General features: G+C 52.2%; 13 protein-coding genes. 11 read left to right on the top strand and 2 right to left on the bottom strand.

Translation table 11 applies throughout. The features are described 5' to 3' along the window. Window positions 1-4 precede the first annotated feature (4 nt). The 3 genes from LG384_RS22245 to queE all read left to right on the top strand — a co-directional run bounded on the left by LG384_RS22245 (window position 5) and on the right by queE (window position 2,993). Window positions 5-1,561, top strand: a complete 1,557-nt coding sequence (locus LG384_RS22245; RefSeq protein WP_225761540.1) for a PTS transporter subunit EIIC — start codon at window positions 5-7, stop codon at window positions 1,559-1,561. Beyond that, on the top strand, window positions 1,561-2,250 hold the full coding sequence (locus LG384_RS22250) for an N-acetylmannosamine-6-phosphate 2-epimerase (RefSeq protein WP_225761541.1): 690 nt from the start codon (window positions 1,561-1,563) through the stop codon (window positions 2,248-2,250). Before LG384_RS22245 ends, LG384_RS22250 begins: the two co-directional genes overlap by 1 nt. A 71-nt stretch (window positions 2,251-2,321) precedes the next feature. Next, window positions 2,322-2,993 (top strand): 7-carboxy-7-deazaguanine synthase QueE, encoded by a 672-nt coding sequence (gene queE, locus LG384_RS22255; protein ID WP_045446849.1) that lies wholly within the window; start codon window positions 2,322-2,324, stop codon window positions 2,991-2,993. Window positions 2,994-3,079: 86 nt separating this feature from the next. Here queE and queD read toward each other — a convergent pair whose 3' ends face one another. Next, the gene (gene queD / locus LG384_RS22260) at window positions 3,080-3,442 is read right to left on the bottom strand and encodes a 6-carboxytetrahydropterin synthase QueD (RefSeq protein ID WP_045446818.1); all 363 of its coding nucleotides are present in this window, start codon (window positions 3,440-3,442) and stop codon (window positions 3,080-3,082) included. Between the two features lie 305 nt (window positions 3,443-3,747). Between queD and cysJ the strand changes: the two genes are divergently transcribed. The 3 genes from cysJ (at window position 3,748) to cysH (ending at window position 8,093) form a co-directional block, all read left to right on the top strand. Continuing rightward, a complete protein-coding gene (gene cysJ, locus LG384_RS22265; protein ID WP_225761542.1) occupies window positions 3,748-5,547 on the top strand; it encodes an NADPH-dependent assimilatory sulfite reductase flavoprotein subunit in 1,800 nt (599 codons plus the stop codon). Continuing rightward, entirely contained in the window at window positions 5,547-7,259 is a 1,713-nt protein-coding gene (gene cysI / locus LG384_RS22270) for an assimilatory sulfite reductase (NADPH) hemoprotein subunit (RefSeq protein WP_048220665.1), read from the top strand. The genes cysJ and cysI overlap by 1 nt, the downstream gene beginning before the upstream one ends. A 99-nt stretch (window positions 7,260-7,358) precedes the next feature. Then, on the top strand, window positions 7,359-8,093 hold the full coding sequence (gene cysH, locus LG384_RS22275) for a phosphoadenosine phosphosulfate reductase (RefSeq protein WP_048220666.1): 735 nt from the start codon (window positions 7,359-7,361) through the stop codon (window positions 8,091-8,093). Between the two features lie 53 nt (window positions 8,094-8,146). Here cysH and LG384_RS22280 read toward each other — a convergent pair whose 3' ends face one another. Next, the gene (locus LG384_RS22280) at window positions 8,147-9,184 is read right to left on the bottom strand and encodes an aminopeptidase (RefSeq protein WP_045446805.1); all 1,038 of its coding nucleotides are present in this window, start codon (window positions 9,182-9,184) and stop codon (window positions 8,147-8,149) included. A 254-nt stretch (window positions 9,185-9,438) separates the two neighbouring features. Here LG384_RS22280 and cysD point away from each other — a divergent pair, with 254 nt between their 5' ends. The 5 genes from cysD (at window position 9,439) to ftsB (ending at window position 13,292) form a co-directional block, all read left to right on the top strand. Beyond that, window positions 9,439-10,347 carry a sulfate adenylyltransferase subunit CysD gene (gene cysD / locus LG384_RS22285; RefSeq protein WP_003034152.1) on the top strand — a complete coding sequence of 303 codons (909 nt, stop codon included), beginning with the start codon at window positions 9,439-9,441 and terminating at the stop codon, window positions 10,345-10,347. 9 nt (window positions 10,348-10,356) lie between these two features. Next, window positions 10,357-11,784: a sulfate adenylyltransferase subunit CysN gene (cysN, locus tag LG384_RS22290; protein WP_045446802.1), complete on the top strand. Its 1,428-nt coding sequence runs from the start codon at window positions 10,357-10,359 to the stop codon at window positions 11,782-11,784. Next, window positions 11,784-12,389, top strand: a complete 606-nt coding sequence (gene cysC / locus LG384_RS22295) for an adenylyl-sulfate kinase (protein ID WP_045446799.1) — start codon at window positions 11,784-11,786, stop codon at window positions 12,387-12,389. Before cysN ends, cysC begins: the two co-directional genes overlap by 1 nt. A gap of 49 nt (window positions 12,390-12,438) precedes the next feature. Continuing rightward, window positions 12,439-12,762: a DUF3561 family protein gene (locus tag LG384_RS22300; RefSeq protein ID WP_045446796.1), complete on the top strand. Its 324-nt coding sequence runs from the start codon at window positions 12,439-12,441 to the stop codon at window positions 12,760-12,762. Window positions 12,763-12,980: 218 nt separating this feature from the next. Beyond that, on the top strand, window positions 12,981-13,292 hold the full coding sequence (gene ftsB / locus LG384_RS22305) for a cell division protein FtsB (protein WP_003034163.1): 312 nt from the start codon (window positions 12,981-12,983) through the stop codon (window positions 13,290-13,292). The last annotated feature ends 5 nt before the right edge of the window (window positions 13,293-13,297 follow it).

Raw genomic sequence — 13,297 nt, forward strand, 5'->3', positions numbered from 1 at the left:
AAAAATGATGAAAATGTTTAGCGGCGCTTCCTCTGGGGCGTGGTTTGAAAAGGCGCAGCGGTTCGGTAAATCGTTCATGCTGCCGATTGCGATCTTGCCCGCTGCGGGACTGCTGTTGGGCATTGGTGGTGCATTATCGAACCCTAATACGCTGACGGCCTATCCGTTTTTAGATGTCGACTGGTTGCAGGCTATCTTCACTATCATGACCAGCGCGGGTTCCATTGTGTTTGCCAACCTGTCGGTGCTCTTTGCCGTTGGGGTGGCGGTAGGCCTGGCGAAAACGGATAAAGGCACGGCGGGGCTTGCAGCGCTGTTGGCGTTTCTGGTGATGAATGCCACCATCAACGCCTTGCTGATCCTGAACGGGACGCTGGCGCATGAAAACCCGGGGGCTGTTGGTCAGGGGATGACGCTTGGTATCCAGACGCTGGAAACGGGAGTATTTGGTGGTGTGGTGATTGGTCTGGTCACTTGCGCGCTGCACAGTCGCTTTAATAAAGTCTCGCTACCACAGTTTCTGGGTTTCTTTAGCGGCTCGCGCTTTGTGCCGATTATTAGCTCGCTCGCGGCGATTGCCGTGGGTGCAGCTATGACGGTCGTCTGGCCTCATTTCCAGAAACTTATTTTTGGACTGGGTGGCCTTGTGGATGCAACAGGTTACCTGGGTACGCTGCTGTACGGCTTTATTCTGCGTATGCTTGGCCCATTGGGCTTGCATCATATCTTTTATCTGCCGTTCTGGACGACGGCGCTCGGTGGCAGTGAAATCGTTAACGGCCAACTGGTCGAAGGCACGCAGCGTATTTTCTTTGCTCAGCTTGCCGATCCGAACACCCAGCAGTTCTATGTGGGTACCTCACGCTTTATGTCCGGGCGCTTCATCACCATGATGTTCGGCCTGCTCGGAGCATGTCTGGCGATGTATCACACCGCTAAGTCAGAGAACAAAAAAGTTGTCGCCGGTCTGCTGCTGTCAGCCGCCTTGACCTCTTTCCTGACCGGCATCACTGAGCCGATTGAGTTCTCCTTCCTGTTTGTGGCTCCTGTCTTATATGTCATTCACGCCTTCTTCGATGGACTGGCGTTTATGATTGCTCATATTTTACATATCACCATCGGTCAAACCTTCTCGGGTGGACTCATCGATTTCATCCTCTTTGGTGTGTTGCAGGGCGAAGCGAAAACCAACTGGATGTACGTGCCTATGGTGGGTGTGCCGTGGTTCTTCCTGTATTACTTCACCTTCCGCTATTTGATAAATCGCTTTGGCTGGCTGACGCCGGGCCGCGAGAACGCAACATCCGTAGAAAACACACTGCCTCAAATTGAACGAGCAGCAGCCGTGGTCGCCGGACTTGGGGGCAAAGAGAATCTGGAAGAGGTGGATTGTTGTGCTACGCGTTTACGCGTGACGGTGAAAGATGGCAGCAAAGTTAATGAAGCGGCGCTGAAAGCAACCGGGGCGCGTGGTGTGATTATTCGTGGCAATGGTGTTCAGGTGATCTATGGCCCGCATGTCACCATTATCAAAAATGAAGTTGAAGAGATCTTATCGTAATGAAAACTGTATTGGATTCGCTGAAAGGTAAGTTAATTGTCTCCTGCCAGGCGCTGGAAAATGAACCTCTGCACAGCCCGTTTATCATGTCACGTATGGCGCTGGCGGCAGCGCAGGGTGGGGCGGCTGGTATTCGTGCAAACAGTGTAGCGGACATACGCGCCATTAAAGAGAGCGTCGCACTGCCGATCATTGGGATCATCAAACGCGATTACCCGGGGAGCGAAGTGTTTATCACCGCTACCATGCAGGAGGTGGATGAGTTGATGACCGTTGAGCCAGAGATTATCGCCCTTGATGCAACTGCGCGCCCACGTCCCGGTGGGCAAACGCTGGAAGAGCTGGTTGTGCAGCTCCGCGCACGCTACCCATCCGTGTTGTTGATGGCGGATATCTCCAACGTCGACGAAGCCGTCACTGCCGAACGACTGGGTTTTGACTGCGTGGGTACAACTCTTTATGGCTATACGGCAGAGACTGTCGGGCATGTGCTTGCGGATAATGACTGTGGTTTTTTACGTGAGGTGCTGGCTGCGGTTACTCTGCCGGTGGTGGCGGAGGGGAATGTCGATACCCCTGAACGGGCCGCACAATGCCTGGCATTGGGCGCATACACCGTGGTGGTGGGGGGCGCTATCACCCGTCCACAGCAAATAACGGCACGCTTTGTCACGGCAATCGCGTCGTAAAGCAACGATCGGGCATGATACTTTGGTGGGGATCTGCGATAATTATCGTTTATCCCCATATTGAGAAGACTATGCAGTACCCGATTAACGAGATGTTCCAGACCCTGCAAGGTGAGGGTTACTTTACCGGCGTCCCCGCCATTTTCATTCGTTTACAGGGATGCCCGGTTGGCTGTGCCTGGTGCGATACCAAACACACCTGGGATAAGCTTGAGGATCGGGAAGTCTCCTTATACAGCATCCTTGCGAAAACTAAAGAAAGTGACAAGTGGGGGGCGGCAAGCAGCGAAGATCTGCTGACGGTGATTCAGCGTCAGGGCTATACCGCCCGTCATGTGGTGATTACCGGCGGTGAACCTTGTATCCATGACCTGATGCCACTTACTGATTTGCTGGAAAAGAACGGTTTCAGTTGCCAGATTGAGACCAGTGGCACACATGAAGTGCGCTGCACGCCGAATACCTGGGTGACAGTATCGCCGAAGGTGAATATGCGCGGTGGCTACGACGTGCTGTCACAGGCGCTGGAACGTGCCAATGAAATCAAGCACCCGGTTGGCCGTGTTCGCGATATTGAAGCGTTGGATGAACTGTTGGCAACGTTGACTGATGATAAACCGCGAATCATTGCCTTACAGCCAATCAGTCAGAAGGAAGATGCCACGCGCCTGTGTATTGATACCTGTATTGCACGCAACTGGCGTTTGTCGATGCAAACGCACAAGTATTTGAATATTGCCTAGATATATTGTCTTTATCCGGCACTACATAGTGCGCATTCGTAGGCCGGGTAAGACAATATGCGTCGCCTTCCGGCAAGTGTCTTGAATCACTCGCCGCGATAGACGCAACCCGCCGTGCAGGTCTCTTTCACCATCACTGCGCTCAGCAGAGGGACGACAGGTTTTACCTCATCCCAAATCCATTTTGCCAGCACTTCGCTGGTAGGATTGGACAGACCCGGAATATCGTTCAGGTAGTAGTGATCCAGGCGATCGTATGTCGGCTTAAACGCTGCTTTCAGCTCAGAAAAATCCATGATCCAACCGGTATGCGGATCGACTTCACCGGTAATTTCAAGACGCACCATAAATGAGTGACCATGCAGGCGGCCACATTTATGTCCTTCCGGTACATGCGGCAGGCGGTGGGCGGCTTCGAAGGTGAAATCTTTAAACAGGGTGGTGGTCATGATTAGCTCTCAATGATACGAAAAACCGCCGTAGGGTACCGGAAAGTACGTTTTTTATCATTAACTAAAACGGCGTTCAGCACCTGATTGCGCTATTTATCGATGTTAACTTTTTTATTTTCTTTAATTTCATGTGATTAGATAATCGTTTTTGCTGTTAATAACTATAGCTAAAACAAGTTAGTCCATTTGGTTATTTGTTATTTCCATCACTTCTTTAGTTGTGACTATCACCACCGTTAACCTTATCTTCAGTTTGGGTTTTATTGCTGAAATCCGCTTTGCTTACTGGAACATGACAACGCATGACGACACAGGCCCCACCTTCTGCTTTGCTTCCGCTAAACCCGGAGCAACTGGCACGCCTTCAGGCGGCCACGAACGATCTCTCGCCCTCGCAGCTTGCGTGGGTTTCTGGCTATTTCTGGGGCGTGCTGAATCAGCAGCCGGGCGCAAATGTTGCTTCACCTGCGCCTGTCGCTGACGTTCCGGGGATCACGCTTATTTCCGCTTCACAGACCGGCAATGCCCGCCGTGTGGCGGAAGCTCTGCGCGACGATCTGCTCGCCGCGAAACTCAATGTCACCCTGATCAATGCCGGCGACTATAAGTTCAAACAAATCGCTAACGAAAAATTGCTGGTTGTGGTGGCATCGACTCAGGGGGAAGGTGAACCAGCGGAAGAAGCGGTGGCGCTGCATAAGTTCCTGTTCTCTAAAAAAGCGCCGAAGCTTGAAAACACCGCCTTTGCTGTTTTTGGTCTCGGAGATACCTCTTACGAGTTTTTCTGCCAGTCTGGAAAAGACTTCGATAGCAAACTGGCGGAGCTTGGCGGTGAACGTTTGCTCGATCGTGTGGATGCGGATGTTGAATACCAGACCGCGGCGGCAGAATGGCGTGCTCGTCTGGTTGATGTGCTGAAGGCTCGTGCCCCCGCTGCATCTTCTGTCCAGACCGCAGCAAGTGGTGCCGTGAACGAGGTGCATACCAGTCCGTATACCAAAGAGGCGCCGCTCAGTGCTTCCCTTTCTGTGAACCAGAAAATTACCGGACGTGACTCTGAAAAAGATGTACGCCATATTGAAATCGATCTTGGCGATTCGGGTCTGCGTTATCAGCCGGGCGATGCCTTAGGAGTCTGGTATCAAAACGATCCAGCCTTAGTGAAAGAGATCGTAGAACTGTTATGGCTGAAAGGTGATGAACCTGTCACGGTTGATGGGAAATTAATACCGCTCACTGAAGCCTTACAGTGGCATTTCGAACTGACGGTTAACACAGCCAATATCGTGGAGAATTACGCCGGCTTAACGCGCAGTGAAACATTACTGCCGCTGGTAGGCGATAAAGCGCAATTACAACATTACGCGGCGACGACTCCGATTGTCGATATGCTGCGCTTCTCTCCGGCACAACTGGACGCTAACGCGTTAACGGGTCTGTTGCGTCCGCTGACACCTCGGTTGTACTCCATTGCGTCCTCACAGGCAGAGGTGGAAAGCGAAGTGCATGTCACCGTTGGTGCTGTGCGTTTTGAAGTTGAAGGCCGCGCGCGTGCTGGTGGTGCTTCCAGCTTCCTCGCCGATCGCGTTGAAGAAGAAGGTGAAGTGCGTGTGTTCATTGAACATAACGACAACTTCCGTCTGCCAGCTAACCCTGAAACGCCGGTGATTATGATTGGTCCTGGCACTGGCATTGCGCCGTTCCGCGCTTTTATGCAGCAACGCGCTGCTGATGAAGCGTCGGGCAAAAACTGGTTGTTCTTTGGCAACCCGCACTTTACTGAAGATTTCCTGTATCAGGTGGAATGGCAGCGCTACGTCAAAGAGGGTGTGCTGAGCCGTATCGATCTCGCCTGGTCTCGTGACCAAAAAGAAAAAGTCTACGTACAAGATAAACTGCGCCAACAAGGTGCGGAACTGTGGCGCTGGATTAATGACGGTGCGCACATTTATGTCTGCGGCGACGCCAATCGCATGGCGAAAGATGTTGAGCAGGCTTTGCTGGAAGTGATTGCCGAATTCGGTGGTATGGATACCGAAGCGGCGGATGAATTTTTAAGTGAGCTGCGCGTTGAGCGCCGTTATCAGCGAGATGTCTACTAATGAGTGAAAAACATCCAGGACCACTGGTGGTCGAAGGTAAGCTGTCCGACGCTGAACGTATGAAGCTGGAAAGCAACTATCTGCGTGGCACCATTGCCGAAGATTTAAATGACGGTCTCACCGGTGGTTTCAAAGGTGATAACTTTCTGCTGATCCGTTTTCACGGGATGTACCAGCAGGATGACCGCGATATTCGCGCCGAACGCGCCGAGCAGAAGCTGGAGCCGCGTCACGCGATGCTGCTGCGCTGCCGCCTGCCGGGCGGTGTTATCACCACCAAACAGTGGCAGGCGATCGATAAGTTTGCCCACGACAACACCATTTACGGCAGCATTCGTCTGACTAACCGCCAGACCTTCCAGTTCCACGGTATTCTGAAAAAGAATGTCAAACCGGTGCATCAGATGCTGCATTCGGTCGGGCTGGACGCACTGGCGACCGCCAACGACATGAACCGTAACGTGTTGTGCACCTCCAACCCGTATGAGTCTGAGCTACACGCGGAAGCTTACGAGTGGGCGAAAAAGATCTCTGAACATTTGCTACCGCGCACTCGCGCTTATGCGGAGATCTGGCTCGATCAGGAAAAAGTCGCAACGACCGATGAAGAGCCGATTTTGGGGCAAACCTATCTGCCGCGTAAGTTCAAAACCACGGTGGTGATCCCACCGCAAAACGATATCGATCTGCATGCTAACGATATGAACTTTGTGGCGGTCGCAGAAAACGGCAAACTGGTGGGCTTTAACCTTCTGGTCGGTGGCGGGCTTTCTATTGAGCACGGCAACAAGAAAACCTATGCGCGTACAGCCAGTGAATTTGGCTATCTGCCGCTGGAACATACTTTAGCGGTGGCGGAAGCGGTGGTCACGACTCAGCGCGACTGGGGCAACCGTACCGACCGTAAAAATGCCAAAACGAAATACACGCTGGAACGCGTGGGCGTGGAGACCTTCAAAGCGGAAGTCGAGCGTCGTGCAGGTATCAAATTCGAACCGATTCGCCCGTATGAATTTACGGGGCGCGGCGATCGTATTGGATGGGTGAAGGGTATCGATAATAAATGGCACCTGACGCTGTTTATCGAGAATGGTCGTATTCTGGATTATCCTGGACGTCCGCTGAAAACGGGACTGCTGGAAATCTCGAAGATCCACAAAGGTGAGTTCCGTATTACGGCGAACCAGAACCTGATCATTGCCGGTGTGCCGGACAATCAGAAAGCGAAGATTGAAAAGATAGCGCGTGACAGCGGCCTGATGAATGCTGTTACCCCGCAACGTGAAAACTCGATGGCTTGCGTGTCGTTCCCGACCTGCCCGCTGGCGATGGCTGAAGCTGAACGCTTCCTGCCGACGTTTATTGATAACATCGACACGCTGATGGCGAAGCATGGCGTGAGTGATGAACATATTGTAATGCGTGTAACAGGCTGCCCGAACGGTTGCGGACGCGCGATGCTGGCGGAAGTTGGGCTGGTGGGGAAAGCGCCTGGGCGTTACAACCTGCATCTGGGCGGAAACCGTATCGGTACGCGCATTCCACGCATGTTCAAAGAGAATATCACCGAGCCGGAAATTCTGGCATTGATGGATGAACTGATTGGGCGCTGGGTGAAAGAACGCGAAGCAGGTGAAGGCTTCGGAGACTTTACAGTGCGTGCGGGCATTATTCGCCCGGTGCTCGATCCCGCTCGGGATCTCTGGGAATAATGTGAAATTGCCGGATGGCGGCATGAATGTCTTATCTGGCCTGCTGCACGATTGTAGGCCTGAGATGCGCAGCACCATCAGGCAATAAGTGAGGTAACGATGTCTGAACTCGATCTAAACGCATTGAACGCGCTACCAAAAGTTGAGCGTGTCATGGCGTTGGCGGAAACTAACAGCCAACTGGAAAAACTAAGCGCGCAAGAGCGAGTGGCGTGGGCGCTCGAAAACCTGCCTGGCGAGTATGTGCTTTCATCAAGCTTTGGTATTCAGGCGGCGGTCAGCTTGCATCTGGTGAATCAGATCCGTCCGGATATTCCGGTGATCCTCACCGATACCGGTTATCTGTTCCCGGAAACCTATCAATTCATTGACGAGTTAACAGACAAGCTCAAGCTTAATTTGCAGGTCTATCGGGCTAAGGAGAGCGCTGCCTGGCAGGAGGCGCGCTACGGCAAACTGTGGGAGCAGGGCGTTGAGGGCATTGAGAAATACAATGACATCAACAAAGTTGAACCGATGAACCGTGCGCTGAAAGAGCTGAATGCGCAAACCTGGTTTGCAGGTCTGCGTCGTGAACAGTCCGGGAGCCGCGCGCATTTACCGGTGCTGGCCATTCAGCGCGGGGTATTTAAACTGCTACCGATTATCGACTGGGACAACCGGACGGTGTACCAGTACCTGCAGCAACACGGGCTAAAATATCATCCGTTGTGGGATCAGGGCTACCTCTCGGTGGGCGATACCCATACTACCCGTAAATGGGAACCGGGCATGGCAGAAGAAGAGACTCGCTTCTTCGGGCTTAAACGCGAGTGTGGCCTGCACGAAGGTTGAAGTGGTAAAAGGCCCGGTAAGCTCTATCCGCTACCGGGCATTAATTTTGTGTATTAACCCGCTTTCGCCAGTTCTTTCACCAACGGCAACATAATGCGTACTACGTCGCGGCTACGGTGTTCAATACGGCCAGGTAGCACTTTATCGATATGCTGTTGGTTATCCAGCCGTATATCATGCCAGCTGTTGCCGGCGGGGAATGAGGCGCTTTTGGCCCGCTGCTGATAGCCGTCTTTTTTGCCCAGATTCCAGTTTGTTGCTTCAACGGAGAGCACGGAAATTCCCGCTTTGTCGAAAACCTCCGCATCGTTACAACATCCTGTTCCCTTCGGATAGTCCTTGTTCATACCCGGATTGGTGCTGGCGGTAATGCCGCGGCTATGGGCGATAGCCAGCGCCCGATCGCGTGTGAGTTTTCGTACCGCTTCGGGGGTTTTTTGTCCACTGTTGAAATAGAGCTTATCGCCGACGATAAGGTTATCGAGGTTAATGACCAACAGCGTATTTTTCTTTTCTGCTGCGCTCATGCGTTTGAGCACGTTCTCCGCACCGAGCTTGCCTTCTTCCTCACCGCTGGTGGCGATAAAGCGAATGCCGTATTGCGTCGGTACATTTTTTAGTTTTTCTGCCAGCTCCAGCATGACGCCCAGACCTGCGGCGTTGTCGTCGATTCCCTGCAAGGTTAAACCACCCAGATTGGCATCGGAATCGGCATCGCTTTGTGGGGCATAGGTATCGAGGTGCGCCATAATAATAATCTGCTGTGGCGCTTTGCCTTCATGCGCTGCTATTACGGTGCTTCCCGTTATGTTATGCCAGTTTTTACGATTATTTTTGGCGGTATAAACATAGCGGCTATTAAATGTCCGAATATCACTGCGGTATCCCATCTGTTCAAATTGCTGACGCAAATAATCAGCGGACAACATTTCGGCGGGAGAACCAGTCATGCGCCCAGGAAAGAACGTTGCTATATATCGAGCCTGAGTATTAGCGATAACTCCGGGTTTCTCGGATGTTGCCTGTGCGGGAAGGATAAAGCATACGCCGAGCGCCAGGGCAGCAGGAAGGTGGCGCAATGCGGAAAACATAATGAGTCCTTAAATACCAAGCATAAATTTTTAACCGCTAGTATGAAACCGTGATCGCGGTAAAACAATTTCATTTGCTCCTAAATGCCCGAAATTCGGTAGCTTAAGCACTTTTTGATATTTGCTTTTCCAGATCGTTATTCCTTTGAGGAACTACTCATTCCAATTCGTAATTTCATTCGCTCCCCTGCGCTCCCTATAGTCGAGTTATCTGAGTATCGTTAGCAAAATAGCGGCATTACATAGGAACGGTTATGGATCAAAAACGACTTACCCACCTGCGGCAACTGGAAGCGGAAAGCATCCATATCATTCGTGAGGTGGCCGCCGAGTTTTCTAATCCGGTGATGATGTATTCCATCGGCAAAGACTCCAGCGTAATGCTGCATCTGGCGCGCAAAGCGTTTTATCCAGGCACGCTGCCATTCCCTTTGCTTCACGTTGATACCGGCTGGAAATTTAGCGAGATGTATGAATTTCGTGACCGTACGGCGAAAGCTTATGGTTGCGAACTGCTGGTGCATAAAAACCCGGAAGGGGTGGCAATGGGGATCAACCCGTTTGTCCATGGTAGCGCCAAGCATACTGACATCATGAAAACCGAAGGGCTGAAGCAAGCTCTGAATAAATACGGCTTTGATGCCGCGTTCGGTGGTGCTCGTCGTGATGAAGAGAAATCGCGCGCTAAAGAGCGTATTTACTCCTTTCGTGACCGTTTTCATCGCTGGGACCCAAAAAACCAGCGTCCGGAACTGTGGCACAACTACAACGGGCAGATAAACAAAGGCGAAAGTATTCGCGTATTTCCGCTCTCTAACTGGACCGAGCAGGATATCTGGCAGTACATCTGGCTGGAGAATATCGACATTGTTCCGCTGTACCTGGCAGCGGAGCGTCCGGTCCTTGAACGTGACGGTATGCTGATGATGATTGACGACGACAGGATCGATTTGCAGCCGGGCGAAGTTATCAAAAAACGTATGGTGCGTTTTCGCACGCTCGGCTGCTGGCCGCTAACCGGTGCCGTGGAGTCGAATGCGCAAACGCTGCCGGAAATTATTGAAGAGATGCTGGTCTCAACCACCAGTGAACGTCAGGGGCGCGTAATAGATCGTGACCAGGCGGGCTCCATGGAGCTGAAGAAACGTCAGGGGTATTTCTAAGGAGCCGCCATGAACACTACACTTGCACAACAAATTGCCAATGAAGGCGGCGTTGAAGCCTGGATGGTCGCCCAACAACACAAAAGTCTGTTGCGTTTTTTAACCTGCGGTAGCGTGGATGATGGGAAAAGTACGTTGATCGGGCGTCTGCTACATGACACGCGTCAGATTTACGAAGATCAGCTTTCGTCGCTGCATAATGACAGCAAACGTCATGGCACTCAGGGCGAGAAGCTCGATCTGGCGCTGCTGGTCGATGGCCTACAAGCCGAGCGTGAGCAGGGGATCACTATCGATGTGGCCTACCGCTATTTTTCTACCGAGAAGCGCAAATTTATCATTGCCGATACCCCTGGTCACGAACAATACACTCGCAACATGGCGACCGGTGCGTCTACCTGTGATCTGGCGATCTTGCTGATTGATGCGCGCAAAGGCGTGCTGGATCAGACTCGCCGTCACAGCTTTATCTCCACGCTGCTTGGCATTAAGCATCTGGTCGTGGCAATCAACAAAATGGATCTGGTGGGCTTTCGCGAAGAGACATTTAACCGGATTCGCGAAGACTATCTGACTTTTGCTGAACAGCTACCGGGCAATCTGGATATCCGCTTCGTGCCGCTTTCCGCGCTTGAAGGCGATAACGTGGCTTCGCAAAGTGCCAGCATGCCATGGTACAGCGGCCCAACGTTGCTGGAAGTTCTGGAAACGGTTGAAATCCAGCGTGTGGTCGATACCCAGCCGATGCGCTTCCCGGTGCAGTATGTGAATCGACCGAATCTCGATTTTCGTGGCTACGCCGGAACGCTGGCCTCTGGTAGCGTAAAAGTTGGACAACGGATTAAAGTGCTGCCGTCTGGCGTTGAGTCGAGTGTGGCGCGGATAGTCACGTTCGATGGAGACTTACAGGAAGCTCATGCGGGTGAAGCGATCACTCTGGTGCTGAAAGATGAGATCGACATCAGTCGTGGCGATCTGCTGCTTGATGCCAGCGAAACATTGCCGGCAGTGCAAAGTGCGGCTGTGGATGTCGTGTGGATGGCGGAACAACCGCTGTCGCCTGGGCAGAGCTATGACATCAAAGTTGCGGGCAAAAAGACGCGTGCGCGTGTTGATAACGTGCAGTATCAGGTCGACATCAACAATCTGACTCAACGTGAAGTTGATGCGTTACCGCTCAACGGCATTGGTCTGGTTGATCTGACCTTTGATGAACCGCTGGTGCTGGATACCTATCAGCAGAATCCGGTTACGGGTGGCCTGATTATCATTGACCGTCTGACCAACGTCACCGTTGGGGCCGGGCTGGTACGTGAGCCTGTCGAACAGGAGCATGTCACTGCATCCCAGTTTAGCGCCTTTGAACTGGAACTTAATGCACTGGTACGCCGTCACTTCCCACACTGGGGTGCGCGCGATTTGCTGGGAGGCAACTAATGGCGCTGCATGACGAAAACGTCGTCTGGCATGCCCATCCTGTTACGCCGCAACAGCGGGAGCAACGCCACGGACATCGTGGTGTTGTGCTGTGGTTTACCGGACTCTCTGGTTCCGGTAAATCGACGGTGGCGGGGGCGCTGGAAGAGGCTTTGCATAAACAAGGCGTCAGCACGTATTTGTTGGATGGCGATAACGTACGTCACGGTCTGTGCAGCGATCTCGGTTTTAGCGATGCCGATCGTAAGGAAAACATTCGCCGGGTTGGGGAAGTGGCTAATCTGATGGTGGACGCCGGTCTGGTGGTGCTGACCGCATTTATTTCCCCACACCGTGCTGAGCGACACATGGTGCGTGAACGTGTGGGCGATGGGCGTTTTATTGAAGTATTCGTCGATACGCCACTGGAAATATGTGAATTACGCGATCCAAAAGGACTGTATAAAAAAGCGCGTGCAGGGGAGTTACACAATTTCACCGGAATTGACTCGGTGTACGAAGCGCCTGAATCGCCTGAAATTCATCTGGATGGTGAACAATTGGTAACAAATTTGGTCTCTCAATTATTAGACCTGCTGAAGCAGCAAGATATTATCAGATCCTGAGACACCACCGGACTTGTATGCCCGGGCAGTCAAGGTCACAGGATTAGATATGCGTAATAGCCATAACATTACTTTTACAGAGTCAGATACCTTCAAAACCGACGACGAGACCACCTGGTCATTACCGGGGGCCGTGGTTGGTTTTGTGGCATGGATGATGGCTCTGGGGATCCCTTGTCTAATTTATGGTCCTAACACGCTGTTTTTCTTTATTTATACCTGGCCTTTTTTCCTGGCGCTACTGCCCGTCGCGATTGTGGCGGGTATTGCCCTACACTCTTTAGTGAAGGGCAAACTGCTGCTGAGCATCACTTTTACGCTGCTGGCGGTTGGGCTGATGTTCGGAGCGCTGTTCATGTGGCTACTGGGTTAGGCTGGTTCCCTTCTTTTTAATGACGTCCGGGGCTATATGCCGGACTGGTCATAATTCAAACCGTAACCAACAATGAGATTATGTTCTCCTTACACGGGGTATACGTAACAACGGGCAAATGTGGTACATTTGCCCGCGTTGTCGCGGCGTTCCCACCTGCGGACGTAAAGTCGTCTGCGGATATTATGGGATGTTGATGCCGTTTTTCAGGGGGCAGGATGGGTAAACTAACGCTGCTGTTGCTGGCTTTATTAGTCTGGCTGCAGTATTCGCTGTGGTTCGGTAAGAACGGCATACATGACTATAGCCGCGTCAACGATGATGTGGCTGCGCAACAAGCTACAAACGCGAAACTTAAGGCGCGTAACGATCAGCTCTTTGCCGAAATTGACGATCTCAATGGCGGTCAGGAAGCGATTGAAGAGCGCGCACGCAACGAACTCAGTATGACTAAGCCGGGCGAAACGTTTTATCGTCTGGTGCCTGACGCGTCTAAACGCGCGCAGACTGCAGGACAAAACAATCGATAAACCAT

The organism is Citrobacter sp. Marseille-Q3906, assembly GCF_916618775.1.
Taxonomy (GTDB): Bacteria; Pseudomonadota; Gammaproteobacteria; order Enterobacterales; family Enterobacteriaceae; genus Citrobacter; species Citrobacter murliniae.